The organism is Methanococcoides methylutens (genome assembly GCF_000765475.1).
Lineage (GTDB): Archaea > Halobacteriota > Methanosarcinia > Methanosarcinales > Methanosarcinaceae > Methanococcoides > Methanococcoides methylutens.
The window spans coordinates 863624-877377 of the sequence record NZ_JRHO01000014.1; the positions used below are offsets into that span (position 1 = coordinate 863624).

Below are 13754 nucleotides of genomic sequence, written 5' to 3' on the forward strand. Positions count from 1 at the left end.
GATCTGTTTTCCATCAATTCAATAAATGTACACCATAAAAGAGGTGAATTACAGCAATATATTCAGGCAGTTATCGATATATAAGTATTGACCAGAAATTGCATAATAAGCATACCCAGAAGAGCTGCAAATGGAACAGCCAGATTGTCAGAACTACCCGATCTTGCCTCCACATACATACCCGCAACACCACCTGCGATCGCCAGGGTACCTGCAAATGGATAGCTACACAGGACTGCGCCGAGAAGGCCACCAGCAGTCCCCTCAATTGTCTTTGATGAGTTCCCATAACACTTCTTGCCATGAATGCCTATGATCGTGGCAAGACCATCACCCACTGCAAGCACAACGATGGAAGCATAGCATATACCCTCATCCAGCCTGTAGGATAACAACAGAAGTACCAGTATTGAGATCAAATAAAGTAAAGGTGCTGAAGCAAATTCGTTGTACTCATTCTTTCTCCAGAGGATCCTGAAAAGTGAATCCGACCTTATTTTTGGTTTTATCAGCTCAATACCCAGAAAGAGAAAAGTGAGGAACGCCACAATCCCTACTGCGAGCTCCTTTCCGAAATAGACCGCTATCACCGGAAAAAGAGCACCGGAAATGTGTATCACTTTTCTTAATGGCAGATAGGAGAGGGAGCGTGGGACCGTACATGCAAAGTTTTTCAGCACCATTTGTTCACCGGTGAAAAATCATATATGCATAGTTATTGATTAGAACTAAATGATAAACCTAAAGGATGATGTTCAAGCCGGCGTGGTCAAAAAACGCTATATACTCGGCAGAAGGGACGAGAACGAAGAGGGAGTGCTTCATATTGGCAGATACCTTGCGCTTGACAGGTCTTCAGGCTCACATGTCGCCATTGATGCATTAAAACCACATGCCATCCTGATATGCGGGAAAAGAGGGTATGGTAAATCCTATACCATGGGAACCCTCATTGAAGAGATCACACTTTTGCCCCGGGAGATCCGGCAGAATGTCGCATCCCTTGTCATCGACACAATGGGAATATTCTGGACACTTGGAAGAGGCAATGATCCCCAGGCAGAACTGCTGCAAGAATGGAACATGGAACCGACAGGCTTCGATGCAGAGGTCTTTGTGCCTGCAGGCCATGTTGATGAATATAAAGAAAGGCATATCGAAGTGAAGCCTTTCTCGATACCTGTGGCTCATTTACATGGTTATGACTGGTGTGAACTTTTCAACATAGAAGTAACATCTCCACTGGGAGTGCTACTGGTCAGGATAATAGAGGACATGCGGGAAAATGAAGGGAACTTTTCTTTCGGAGATATCATTACCAGGATCAACACGGACGACAGGTCCGATGATGTTACGAAAATGGCTGCTGAGAACTATCTCAGGACCGCTTCCTCATGGGGAGTCTTTGAGAAGGATGCCTGTGGCATTTCCGAACTTATCAAAAATGGGTGCACATCAGTACTTGATGTGAGCGCTATCGAGAACAAGATAGTACGCTCTGCGGTTGTAGGCATAATTGCAAGAGACACCTATAACAGAAGGCTGCAGGAGAGGCGTTCTTATGAAAGAATGGTCATGGGCGATGAAGAGATCAAACAGAAGATGCCCATGGTCTGGATGTTCATCGACGAAGCTCACCTGTTCGTGCCTTCAAAAGGAGAGACACTGGCATCAGACGTCCTTATCAACGAGTGGGTGCGACAGGGAAGGCAACCGGGACTATCAATAATCTTTGCAACCCAGCGACCTGCGGCATTGCATCCGGACATTATATCCCAGTCCGACATTGTGATATGCCACAGGCTTACTGCAAGAGATGATATTGAGGCACTGGAAGCCATCCGTCCGACATACATGAAAGAGACCATAGGGGACGCTATCAGGAAGATGGGACTGGAAAGGGGCATAGCATTCGTTGTGGATGATACGTCAGAGAGCACACACCTTGTGAAGATCAGGCCAAGATACAGCTGGCACGGCGGGAACGAACCAAGTGCATTGAATGAAAGGAGATGAGAATAATGGATATTAAGAGAAGTGCAGACATGGTGATCAACACCTGCATGGGTGCAAAGAAAGGGGAAACTGTGCTTATCGTTACTGATACATGCACTGACGAGAAGATCACAAAGGCACTGTATGCCTCTGCGGTCGAAGCGGGATGCGAGGCCCTGATGTTGACAATGGAACCAAGGGAACAACACGGTGCGGAACCACCTGTAATTGTTGAAGAAGCAATGAAAAGCTCTGATGTACTGCTTGCTCCGGCATCAAAGTCACTTACACATACCCAGGCACGCAAGCATGCATCCGAAAACGGTACAAGAACCGCCACAATGCCGGGAATTACCATCGGCATGATGAAGGAAGGTGGCTTGAACGCTGATTATGAGAAGATCAACAACTTAGCCGGGGAATTGCTTGAAACTCTCAAGGGATCAAAGGAAGTCCGCATTACCACAGAACTGGGAACTGACCTTGTCATTGATGTGGATGGAGCAGAGTGGATGGCAGACACAGGCATGTGCCACGAGAAAGGTACGACTACAAACCTGCCTGCAGGAGAGATGTACATCGCTCCAAAAAATGTGAATGGCAAAGCTGTGATCGATGGGTCCATGGGAGGCATTGGATTGCTTGAAGAGCCACTGGTTATCAATATCAAAGACAGGAAGGCAGTAAGCTTTGAAGGCGAAGGTGCTGAAAAGCTTGAACGGATGGTGAACGATGTCGGGTCGGACGGGCGTAACATCGCAGAGCTGGGGATCGGCATCAATCCGGCTGCAATGCTTATCGGAGTCATCCTTGAGGATGAGAAGGTCGGTGGCACGATCCATATAGCACTGGGAGACAATTCCACTTTTGGAGGGGATGTTACCGTTGACCTCCATCTGGATGGCATTATCACGAAGCCGAAGGTGGTTGTTGACGGCATTGATCTGAATGTCGAACGTTTTGCATAAGATCCCCTAATATTGTGCTAAAGTTAGATGTTGACACGGAAATATTATTCCGGTAGAAAGTACTTAAATAACTGAAAGATATAATCAGAGCATAGATTTCACACTTACTTGAAAATATCACCGGTGATTATAATGAAAGGAAGAGTATGGAAATTCGGAGATGACGTTGACACTGATGCCGTCATCCCTGGAAGATACCTTATAATGAACACTCCTGAGGAACTGGCGCCGTATACTTTTATCGGAGTACGCCCGGATTTTGCTGAGAACGTTAAGGAAAACGACATTGTTGTTGCAGGCAACAATTTCGGATGTGGCTCATCAAGAGAACATGCACCAATCGCTCTTAAAGGCTCAAAGGTCGGATGCGTTATCGCAAAGTCATTTGCAAGGATCTTCTTCAGGAACGCTATCAACATTGGTGTTGCACTTCTGGAGTGCCCTGACACCGACAAGATCGATGATGGAGATGAGATCTCCGTAGACTTTGAATCCGGTACTATCGACAACCTCACAAAAGGTGAGAAGTACCAGGCTACACCTTTACCTGATTTTGTCCGCGGTATCGTAGATGCCGGCGGATTAAAGGAATACACAAGGAAGATCATTGATTGATCTTACCTTTCCTTTTTGTTCTTACGTTGATACATATCAACATTCATACTGACTGAATAAAATATGAAAATTTAACCTGGAATAACTATTGGAGGAAATTTTATGGCACAATATAAAGTACCAGTCCTGCCTGGTGACGGGATCGGCCCTGAGATCATAGCTGAGGGTAAGAAGGTCATCGATGCAGCTGGAGAAAAATTCGGATTCGATGTTGACTGGACAGAATACCCACACGGTGCAGACCACTATCTTGAAACAGGTGAGTTAATATCCGAAGATTCACTCAAAGAGCTTTCAGCCTACGAGGCAATCTACCTCGGTTCTATCGGAGATGACAGGATCGCACCTGGCGTACTTGAGAAAGGTATCCTGCTTGCCGCAAGGTTCTACTTTGACCAGTACATCAACCTGCGCCCTATCAAGCTTCTTGAAGGCGTATGGTGCCCCCTCAAGGACAAGACCCCTAAAGACATTGATTTCGTTGTTGTCAGGGAAAACACCGAGGACTTCTACATCGGTATCGGCGGACGTGCACAGACCGGCATGAGCAAGGACCTGCTTGAGGTCAACAGGACACTCTACAACGCAAAGTTCGGACTTGACATCGAGACCGACAGCGAGGAGATCGCATACCAGATAGGAATGATCTCAAAGGAAGGTACACAGAGGGTCATGAACTACTCCTTCGACCTTGCTGAGACCAGGAACAAGCACGTTTCATCAGTCGACAAGGCAAACGTCCTTTCAGACATCTACGGATTCTGGAGAGAGGAATTCAACACAATTGCAGCAAACCACCCTGATGTTAAGACCGACTTCAACTTCGTTGACGCTATCACCATGTGGTTCGTCAAGAACCCTGAGTGGTTCGATGTGGTCGTTACCCCTAACATGTTCGGTGACATCATCACTGACCTTGGAGCAATGGTACAGGGCGGTCTCGGACTCGCTCCTGGTGGAAACATCAACCCTAACGGTACAAGCATGTTCGAGCCTATCCACGGTTCAGCACCAAAGTACAAGGGCCAGAACAAGGTCAACCCTATCGCAACCATCTGGGCAGGCGCAATGCTCATCGAACAGCTCGGTGAGAAGGAAGCTGCAGACTCCATCGTCTCCGCTATCGAGAAGAACATCCTCGAAGCAAAGGTCCAGACCTACGACATGGGCGGCAGCAACACCACATCCGATGTTGGTGACGACATCGCAAGGATCCTGCTCGAGATGTAATTCAGGACCTAACTTTTTCTTTTTTACCTTCACGTCTGAAAAGGCGTGGAGGAACTTTGAATTTTGAGATTTCATATTATTGATTGTATCCGGTTAGCTGCAAGTTTAATCTCATCTACCAATTAGTACAACATCAATGTGCAACCATAATACGACCAATATAGCATCTGCCACCATCCTTATTTAAATCCCATATCCCAAAAAAGGAAACTATATATGAGCAGGAACAAGATATATTATAATGGGCACAATTCGTGTGCCATTAATACAAATTGACAAAAGGGACTATCGCGGGGAAGAACATGAAGATCAAGAGAATAGTAGTAAACAACCTTTTTGGGACGTTCGACCATGATATCCCGCTGAACATCGATGAACACATAACAATTCTTCATGGACCCAATGGTATCGGTAAGACCGTGCTGCTCCAGATGCTCAATTCCCTTTTCCGTTCTAACTACTTCGAACTTTATCGCATTCCTTTCAGCAAACTGACAGTTGAATTCAGCGACAGGAGCAAGCTTATTGTGAAGAAAAAGCTGCATCTTGAGGAAAATACCCCGCATAGCCCGGAAGATAGCACCTATCGGGAACTGGCATTTGAATTATTAAGACCAGGCAAGAAAAAACAGCGCTACACTGTCAAACCCATTGACATAGAGGAAGTGTTCTCATCTTTTAAGGTCGAGCACATGATACCTGAGCTTGAGAGGATCGATGACAACACGTGGGTCCATTTCACAACACAGGAAAAACTAACATCTGAAGAAGTGATGAACCTATTCAGCGACCGTTTGCCACAGAAAAGGAAAGACGAACCTGCATGGCTTAAGAATGCACTGGATTCGATCAATATCTGCTTCATTAAAACGCAGCGCCTTTTGAGCATCTCATACTCACAACCTGTAGAAACAGAGAGAAAGACATCAGTAACCCCTTCAGTGATCAGTTATTCCGAAGAGCTGGCAAACCTGATGCAGCATAAACTTGCAGAGTATGCAACACTTTCACAATCCCTTGACCGTACATTCCCAGGTCGAATGCTAAAGAATGGAGAACACCCTGAAACATCCATAGAAGACCTGAAAGAGGAATTAAAGAACCTGGAGCAGAAACGCAAATGCCTCATCGATGCAGGATTCATTGATACTGAAGAAGGAATTGACGTTGGTGAGGTCAAGGAAATAGATGAGAAGAACAAGAACTTCCTGCAGCTATACATTAAGGATGTTGAACAAAAGCTCAGTGTCTTTGATGAGCTTACCCGGAGGATAGACCTTCTTATCAAGATCATAAATTGCAGATTTTTATACAAGAAATTGTCCGTGAACAAAAAAGACGGTTTCATATTCACGACATCAGAGGATATGCGCCTTTCTCCCACCAAACTATCATCCGGAGAACAACAGGAACTTGTATTATTCTATGAGCTGTTGTTCCATGTTGATCCTGAATCCCTGATACTCATTGATGAACCTGAGATCTCACTGCATGTTCTCTGGCAGCAGCAATTCCTCAGGGACCTGCAAGCTATCACACAACTGGCAGGCTTCGATATTCTCATTGCTACACATTCGCCACAGATCATACATGACCGCTGGGACCTCACCGTCGAACTTCGAGGACGTGACGATGAAGAAATACCTGACAGCCGATGATATAGCCAACAGCGCCAGAATGATGCGTACCCAGTATCGCGGTAGCATCATGGTAATCGAAGGCAGCACTGACATGAGGCTTTACAAGCGTTTTGTAGATGACAGGAAATGCAGACTTATCCCTGCCAATGGGAAGGAAAACGCCATAAAGGTCGTCGAAATACTCGAAAGGTCTGATTTTGAAGGCATACTAACGATCGTTGATGCTGACTTCTGGCGCCTTGATGGCATCGATTTCGAAGAGAGAAATGTGCTCGTCACCGATACACATGATCTTGAAACAATGCTTATAGCATCAGAAGCTCTCGACAGGCTTCTGGAAGAGTTCGCAGCACCTTTCAAGCTGCAAAAAATGAGGACACCAGTACGTGAATTGCTTCTTGATGCTGCCATGCCCATAGGACTTTTCAGATGGCTTTCATCGTCCTCAAAGGACAAACTCTCACTCAGGTTCAAGGACATGCATTTCGATAATTTCATGCAAAAATTTCCATTATCAGTCAATATCAAACACCTGATAAGGGAAGTCAAGGATAACTCGAACGAACACTCCCTGAGTGAAAAGACCATAAAGAGAAAAATGATCACTCTCCTGAAAGAAGAGCATGATCCCTGGCAGACATGCTCAGGTCACGACATCGTAGAAATACTGGCATTTGGACTGCGTGAGGTTTTCGGGAATTCAGATTCCCGATATGTTACCGAAGGCATCATTGACAGAAGTTTAAGGCTTGCTTATGACATCACAATGTTCAGGGAAACCGACCTTTATACTTCGATACAGGAATGGGAAGACAGAAACCCAACCTTTGTAGTGCTCCAATAAAAATATAGAGATGAAATGTAAGCTGAAATACAGTATGAAATGAAAGCATAAATGGAAAGATCAAAGTTTCGACATTTCACTATAATCAAGCACCATCGAAACAGGAGATGTGTCAACCGGAATACCTGCTTCCTCGACTGCAGCTACAAGATTCACACCTACGGCCACCAGAATGCCGGCCATTCCTTCTTCTACAGGAGCGCCGACCATAGCATCTGAAGAGTCACCAATACTCAATACCCCGCCAATACCCGAATCTTCCAGATATTTCAGCACTTCTTTTGTCTTTTCAACTGCTGAAGAGGGTATGTTTCGCATGTTGGCAAGGATACGGCCATTGCCTGTGTCCAGGACGTCCAGGACCGATGTCTCATTGCGCATCATGAATATCTTGACAGGGTCTATCGAGGTTCCCGAATATGATATCATATCAAGGAACTGTACCGGATCATTGTGTTCCATCTCTATGATGCCGCCATAAGCAGGTTTGATAGGAATACCGCTTTTGAGAAGAAGACCATCGAATGTGATACTGCAAACAGTTGCTATATTAACACACCCAGGAGGCACATATATACGTGGATCCGAGTCCTCTTCGAATACCTTTATGTTAGGACTTATGCTGATGTCCCCTGATGATGCGTATTTCATAACATCTATGGCATTATCAAAATCATCCTTGTCCACAGTGGAAAGGTTCACAATGACATTGCCTTTCTTTGAGAACGGATCGTAGTCGGTCTTATAGATAAGTTCCTCGATCCTCGTAATAACAAAGTCAAGTCTGTCCCCTATCAGGGCATCGTCCAGTTCCTTCCTGCCGGAAGTGGTAATGGTACGACCGTTGTAGCCGTGTTTTTCAGTAAATCCCCTCTCATCAAGGATCCTGAGGTGATAACGAACAGCACGCTCCCCCAGATTGTAACCGCGATTCTGCAACTCATCTGCAATATTCCTCGCACCTATGGGCTTATCGCTTTCGCTGATAACACGCATTATTTCAATGAGCTTACGTTCTATCTGGGGATCGGTCATCTCTCAGCACCTGATATTATCAAAAAATTAATGGTTTAATTTGGAAATACTGCCTATTCGGAATAAGCAACGTATGTACACCGGATATAAATTTATAATTTGCTATTGCCGGTTATATCTTTCCTGTTTTTAGTATATAAAGCATAAGCCATATTCCCATGAATGCAGCTATGACGAATCCCGCAACTCCAAAAAGAGGAACATCGCCAATATAAGGCTGCATCCCAGTCTGGATGATAAGAGAAGAACCTAAAATGATAGAAGAGATAATTAAACTGAATGCTAACCGGTTGCTCGCCGCATTGATCTCAGCAACAATACGATCCATTCCATGATGTTCGAACTTTAAGTTCAGGTAACCTTTCTCTGCTACTCCCAGTATATGCGAGATCTGCAACGGTGCCTTATGCAACATCCGTGCCGTATACCACATGTCTGTGTAAAAAGTATCTGCAATATTGCGAGGCTTGAGGCGGTTATGCATGATACCTCTGGCATAAGGCTCAGCAACTACGGTCACATTGAAATCCGGCACCATCTGAAGGGCGAAACCACTTACGGTCATTACACCCTTAAAGAGCAATGCGATGTTTGGAGGTATCCTTATCTTGAACTTCCTTAGCAGTGTCATCATTTCTGCTATCATTAGCGGAGTATCAAGCTGCTTTAATGACCTGCCATAATATTTGTTCAAAATGTGTTCGTAATCGATCTTAAAAGCATGCACATCAATTTCTGCAGGCACCATTCCGAAGTCTTTCAATACTTCAAGGTACTGGTTCACGTCACCTCTGGTAATAGCGATCAGTGCATCGATCAACAGGTTCCTTATCTCTTTGGATATATGTCCGACCATACCGAAATCAAGGAGGGCGATCCTGCCATCTTCCAGGATCAGGACATTTCCGGAATGCATATCCGCATGGAAGAATCCATCCTCGAATATCTGCTTCATGAAGGCCTCTGTGCCGTATTCTGCGATCTTGTTCCGATTCAGTCCAAGCTCATCGATCTTTTTGAAATTATCACTCTTGATACCATCGATATAATCAAGGGTCAGGACCCTCCGACTGCTGTATTGCCAATAAACACCTGGAATGATGATATTCGGATCGTCCTTGAGATTGGTCTGGAAACGCTCGATATTGCGAGCCTCCTGAGTATAATCCATCTCCGCGTATATGGACCTTTGAAGTTCGTCCACTACCTCCACAGGACTGTAAAGCTTTGCTTCCTCCACGTGCTCTTCCGCAAACCCGGCTATACTATAAAGAATATCGAGATCGGAATCAATAACTTTCCTTATACCGGGCCTCTGGACCTTTACAACAACATCCGCCCCTCCGTGAAGCTTTGCCCGGTGTACCTGTCCAATAGATGCCGCAGCAATAGGTTCTTTGTCAAATGACAGGAACAGGCTCTCCACCTTAGCACCCAACTCTTCTTCAATGACCCTTTCAACTTCCGAGCACTCGAATGGCGGTACATCGTTCTGGAGTTTGACAAACTCTTCGGCATACTCTTTTGGGATAAGGTCCTGGCGCATGCTCATGAGCTGGCCGAACTTAACGTAGGTGGGACCAAGCTCTTCAAGTACCATACGTGCCCTTGCAGGACCAGTTCTGGGCTGGTTCCCTTTGCCTAAGCGATCCTTGAACCTGGACCTGAAGGACCCAAGGGACCTTATACCCATCTGGTCCACAAAATACCCGAAGCCATACTTGATGAGCGTATCAATGATTACCCCATAGCGTTTCACCATGGAATACCTGCGTACTATATTGGAAGCCATCCAAAATTCTGCCTGCCATTAAATTCTATATGGCAACCCATGCAACAAATAAAACAACTAAGGTATTACAAAAATAAATAGAAGGAAAGATCAAAAGATCATTCTTCTTTGTTCTTTTCCTTTAGCAGCTCTTCCAGATCTTCGATCTTTTTTTGAAGGGATTCTATTTCTTCCTTGGTAGCAAGATCAGACTTGCCAAAGACTTCCTGAACCTTTGAAGATATCTTATCGTCCAGATCTTCCTGCTGTTGCTTTCGCTTTTCGATCATGTCCTCTACAAACTTCTTGCCTTCTTCCTTGTTGAAATCACCATTCTCAACAAGTTCTTTTACATACTCATCGATCTTCTCTTCTGTAATAGCGTACATGCCCAGGCCAAAAAGTCCTAACTTCTTCATAGTGTCTATCATCAAAATTAAACCTCCCGTAATAGAAGTTAACTTTTTTAGGATATATACTTTATGAGAAATCATTTCAAAAAAGAATAGCGGAACGGTCTTCATGACCCCCGGTCGAGATCAGTTCACTGATTCTGCGATCTCTTCGAGAGTATGCTCAAGGTATCTTGCATCACTCATCTCAATGAATTTCTGACAGACATCACGTGCATCGCCATCCATGATAATGGATCCATTATCGAAAAGAACAGCCCTGTGTGCTACTTCCTTGACGAAGTCCATGTGATGGCTCACAAGCACGATCGTTGTGCCGAAAGTTGCATTGATCCTCTTCAGGGAATTTGTCACATCCCTTAATGTTACAGGATCAAGATCACCAAACGGCTCATCCAGCATGAGGATCTCAGGGGATGTTGAGAGTGCAAGTGCTATGTAAGCCCTGACATGTTCACCACCGCTTATCTGGTCGGGCTTCTTGTCAAGAATGTCCAATGGAAGGTCAAGTGCCTCAAAGATCGGTATTGCGTATTTGTCCACATCAGTGCTCAGCACAGATGGGAACAGCTGCGGAAAGATATCCATTGAAAGACGCATTTGGTTAAGTGCCCGTGACCTCTCATCCTCGCCCATATCAGGAAGCTTGTAAATGATATCCAGCATCTCGTAGGAGATATCCATTTCCTCTGCTTTCTTTCTTGCATGTTCAATTGCGCCATGCATCTTCATGCTTAACCTGAAACCTATCTGCTGACGTATGGTAGAGTGAGGGGAAAGGGAGAACTCCTGATGCATTATACTGATCTTTCTCCACAGTTCCAGACGCTGTTTGGTAAAATTGGACATGTCGACCCATTCACCTTCATGATGGAAGGTAACATAACCCTCTTTTGGAATAGTCAGGCCTTCCATTATTTTCAAAAATGTGGTCTTACCTGCACCTGATGAACCGATGAAACTTATGATCTCTCCTTTGTTGATCTCAAGGGATTGGTCTTTGATGTTAAGGACCTCACCTACACGCATCAGGACCAGCCTTTTTGAGATATTGGTTGCCCTTATACAAGGCACCTTTTCCTTTAGTTCGGTCAGGTCTACTCTTGGATTCAGGTCTTTGAGGAAGTTCTTCAGAACCACTCTGGGTTCACCATCTTCAACTACCTTGGCATCCTCGATATAGATGACACGGTCTGCAAGGTATGCATGGACCTCAGGAAGATGGGATACTACGATGATAGGTATGTTTAGCCGGTCCTTAAGCTTCAGGATGACATCCATGACCTCCTGCTTGGTATCAGGACCCGTCATGGTAACAGGCTCATCAAGAAGTAAAAGACGTGGCTGGGCTGCAAGCTGGCGGGCAACGATCAAACGCTGTTTTTCGCCACCGCTCAGAAGGTTAGATGAATGAAGCGCTTTTTTTTCAAGACCCACAAGACGCATATATGCCATGGACCTCTCGTAAAGTTCGTCATAATTAGGAGCATCCGGCTCAGGAAGAGCTTCATAACCGGTATAATGACTGTTCAGCCTGCGTATAATGTTCTCGATCGCCGGACCGTTCCACAGACCGAAATTACGCTGAAGATGAATAGCAGTGCCCCTGCCAAGAATTTTTGAGCCATCAATGCCGGAATCACTGGTGATCAGTGAACCGTCCAGCTCGATACTACCGCCATTGAAAGGTTCAACCCCCCTTAATATCTTGAGAAGGGTAGTTTTTCCACTACCACTTTTACCCGTGATACCGAGGATCTCACCATCGGCTACTTCAAAACTTACACCATCCAGAACACGTAAATTGCCTGAACCTGTCTCGTAATCTTTTACAATATCGGAAACCCTGAGCATAACTAAACCCCCAACAGTATCCACGTATTATTTCTTGATAGCTGATACAAGTTCTTCTATCTTATTCCTGACATCATCGGTCTCTTCGACGATCGTACCTGTCACGATCATATCAGCACCGGCATCTGCACAGATCTTTGCAGTCTTGCCATCGCGGATACCACCACCGACAATTAGCTTATTGTCTCCGAGAACGTGTTTTACCGCACCGATCGTAGCGGGAGTCACCGGCTGGTCTGCACCTGAACCGGCTTCAAGATAAGTGTAATGCATTCCCATATATTTTCCCGCAAGGGAATATGCCACTGCTAGCTCCGGTTTGTTGCGTGGGATAAGTTTTGCATCGCCTACCCATCCAACAGTACCTCCGGGCTCAGTTATGATATATGCCATGGAAATTGGTTCGATCCCGTACTTGTAAACAAGTGGAGCCCCCATTGCCTGATTCGTTGTGACATAATTGATGTCACGTGAATTCAGAAGGCTCATAAAAAGGACAGCGTCAGCATAAATGCTTAAACCGCCAGCATTTCCCGGGAAAAGAATAGTAGGAACATCGATATGCTCCTTTATCTTTAACAAGGTCTGATCTAATGCCAGACCTCCGGCTCCAGTGGAACCACCGATCATGATAGCATCTGTACCCCCATCCACTGCAGCTTTTGCAATATCTGCAGCAGCTTCGGGGGGCTGGGATGCCGGATCGATTAGGGTTAAGTGAACTGTACCTTCGCGTTCTGCGATCCCGTTGAGGTACTCTTCCACTTTCATATATAGATCAGCTATTCCTAGCTTCCTTGGATTTTACACGCAGGTTGCTGTAACCGCACTTTCTGCACCTTGTTGCTCTGATAGCATTTCGTGCACTGCATTTCATACAGATCTTTTTATTAAGGATCCTTTCCTCTGCTTCTGGGAATCTTGCCATGTTCTCACCTGATTGATTAATAGTATAATATAATGTGTTATTTGGAACTGATAGTCATCAGTAATACAGGCTGGCTACATGCATTTCAAAACATATAACTGTTTTGGGATAGGAAATCCACATTTAAAAACGGTTCTAAAAAAGTTAGAACCCCGCTAAAGCAAAAATAAAGCCGTTGCTTGTCTAAAGTAAATCAAAATGAATAATCGGACAAATAGTAGAACAGTAATTTAAAGGCAGTGATCAGGGATCGATCTGCCGACCTTATTGGACGACATCTCTTTGGGCGACCCTTACCCCCGATGTCCTCCCCATCTCAGGTCGACCTAAAGGATTTACGAATGCCAGACAAACCTTGAATGGTTATGGGTTTTTACACCCAATGGCGTTCTACCTTCTGATTCACTACCACACCGTACCATTTATGATACGGTAATAGAGAATATGTTTTAAAACTATTA

General features: G+C 45.0%; 13 protein-coding genes. 6 read left to right on the plus strand and 7 right to left on the minus strand.

The window, feature by feature from the left end; genetic code table 11:
• Positions 1-62: 62 nt before the first annotated feature.
• Entirely contained in the window at positions 63-683 is a 621-nt protein-coding gene (locus tag LI82_RS12625) for a diacylglycerol/polyprenol kinase family protein (RefSeq protein WP_052402926.1), read from the minus strand.
• A gap of 49 nt (positions 684-732) precedes the next feature.
• Between LI82_RS12625 and LI82_RS11440 the strand changes: the two genes are divergently transcribed.
• From LI82_RS11440 to LI82_RS11465, 6 genes are all read left to right on the plus strand, one after another.
• Positions 733-2016: an ATP-binding protein gene (locus LI82_RS11440; protein WP_048195862.1), complete on the plus strand. Its 1284-nt coding sequence runs from the start codon at positions 733-735 to the stop codon at positions 2014-2016.
• A gap of 5 nt (positions 2017-2021) precedes the next feature.
• Positions 2022-2963: an aminopeptidase gene (locus LI82_RS11445; RefSeq protein WP_048195864.1), complete on the plus strand. Its 942-nt coding sequence runs from the start codon at positions 2022-2024 to the stop codon at positions 2961-2963.
• A 132-nt stretch (positions 2964-3095) separates the two neighbouring features.
• Complete coding sequence (locus tag LI82_RS11450; protein ID WP_048195866.1) at positions 3096-3578, plus strand: 3-isopropylmalate dehydratase small subunit; 483 nt, start codon at positions 3096-3098, stop codon at positions 3576-3578.
• A 102-nt stretch (positions 3579-3680) separates the two neighbouring features.
• Positions 3681-4808 (plus strand): isocitrate/isopropylmalate dehydrogenase family protein, encoded by a 1128-nt coding sequence (locus LI82_RS11455; protein ID WP_048195868.1) that lies wholly within the window; start codon positions 3681-3683, stop codon positions 4806-4808.
• Positions 4809-5110: 302 nt separating this feature from the next.
• The gene (locus LI82_RS11460) at positions 5111-6466 is read left to right on the plus strand and encodes an AAA family ATPase (protein WP_048195870.1); all 1356 of its coding nucleotides are present in this window, start codon (positions 5111-5113) and stop codon (positions 6464-6466) included.
• A complete protein-coding gene (locus LI82_RS11465; RefSeq protein WP_160174981.1) occupies positions 6399-7292 on the plus strand; it encodes a DUF4435 domain-containing protein in 894 nt (297 codons plus the stop codon). The genes LI82_RS11460 and LI82_RS11465 overlap by 68 nt, the downstream gene beginning before the upstream one ends.
• A 60-nt stretch (positions 7293-7352) precedes the next feature.
• On the opposite strand, the gene LI82_RS11470 is transcribed toward LI82_RS11465, so the two are convergent.
• From LI82_RS11470 to LI82_RS11495, 6 genes are all read right to left on the minus strand, one after another.
• Positions 7353-8327: a DUF128 domain-containing protein gene (locus tag LI82_RS11470; protein WP_048195875.1), complete on the minus strand. Its 975-nt coding sequence runs from the start codon at positions 8325-8327 to the stop codon at positions 7353-7355.
• Positions 8328-8439: 112 nt separating this feature from the next.
• A complete protein-coding gene (locus LI82_RS11475) occupies positions 8440-10119 on the minus strand; it encodes an ABC1 kinase family protein (RefSeq protein WP_048195877.1) in 1680 nt (559 codons plus the stop codon).
• 98 nt (positions 10120-10217) lie between these two features.
• Complete coding sequence (locus LI82_RS11480; protein WP_048195879.1) at positions 10218-10529, minus strand: phasin family protein; 312 nt, start codon at positions 10527-10529, stop codon at positions 10218-10220.
• Positions 10530-10637: 108 nt separating this feature from the next.
• Positions 10638-12365 carry an ATP-binding cassette domain-containing protein gene (locus LI82_RS11485; protein WP_048195882.1) on the minus strand — a complete coding sequence of 576 codons (1728 nt, stop codon included), beginning with the start codon at positions 12363-12365 and terminating at the stop codon, positions 10638-10640.
• 27 nt (positions 12366-12392) lie between these two features.
• On the minus strand, positions 12393-13136 hold the full coding sequence (locus LI82_RS11490; RefSeq protein WP_048195884.1) for a geranylgeranylglyceryl/heptaprenylglyceryl phosphate synthase: 744 nt from the start codon (positions 13134-13136) through the stop codon (positions 12393-12395).
• 7 nt (positions 13137-13143) lie between these two features.
• Complete coding sequence (locus LI82_RS11495; protein WP_048195887.1) at positions 13144-13293, minus strand: 50S ribosomal protein L40e; 150 nt, start codon at positions 13291-13293, stop codon at positions 13144-13146.
• Between the last annotated feature and the right edge of the window lie 461 nt (positions 13294-13754).